Genomic DNA, 227 nt, shown 5'->3' with positions numbered 1-227 from the left:
AAAGGCCAAAAAGGGAGAGCGGTATCACAATCTCAGAACGGTGTTTATCGACTGATTGATGAAGATGTTTCGCTCCCGGTTGCGGTTATCAAGCAATCAGCCTTAACCAATAACCTAAATTGGATGCAATCATTCGCCGATCATCATCAGGTTAAATTATCGCCACACGGCAAAACCTCCATGACACCTGATTTTTTCCGCCAACAGCTAGAAAATGGCGCTTGGGG

The 227-nt window shown here is 45.4% G+C and carries 1 pseudogene; it reads left to right on the top strand.

Annotation, left to right across the window (positions count from 1 at the left end):
• Window positions 1–227: pseudogene (locus AB4486_RS26195) on the top strand (amino acid deaminase); the annotation flags it as partial.

Source organism: Vibrio sp. 10N.222.55.C6, from assembly GCF_041473395.1.
In the GTDB taxonomy this organism is placed as follows: domain Bacteria; phylum Pseudomonadota; class Gammaproteobacteria; order Enterobacterales; family Vibrionaceae; genus Vibrio; species Vibrio crassostreae_C.
Note: the sequence above shows the minus strand (reverse complement) of the source record. Positions and strands in the feature narration are given on the sequence as shown.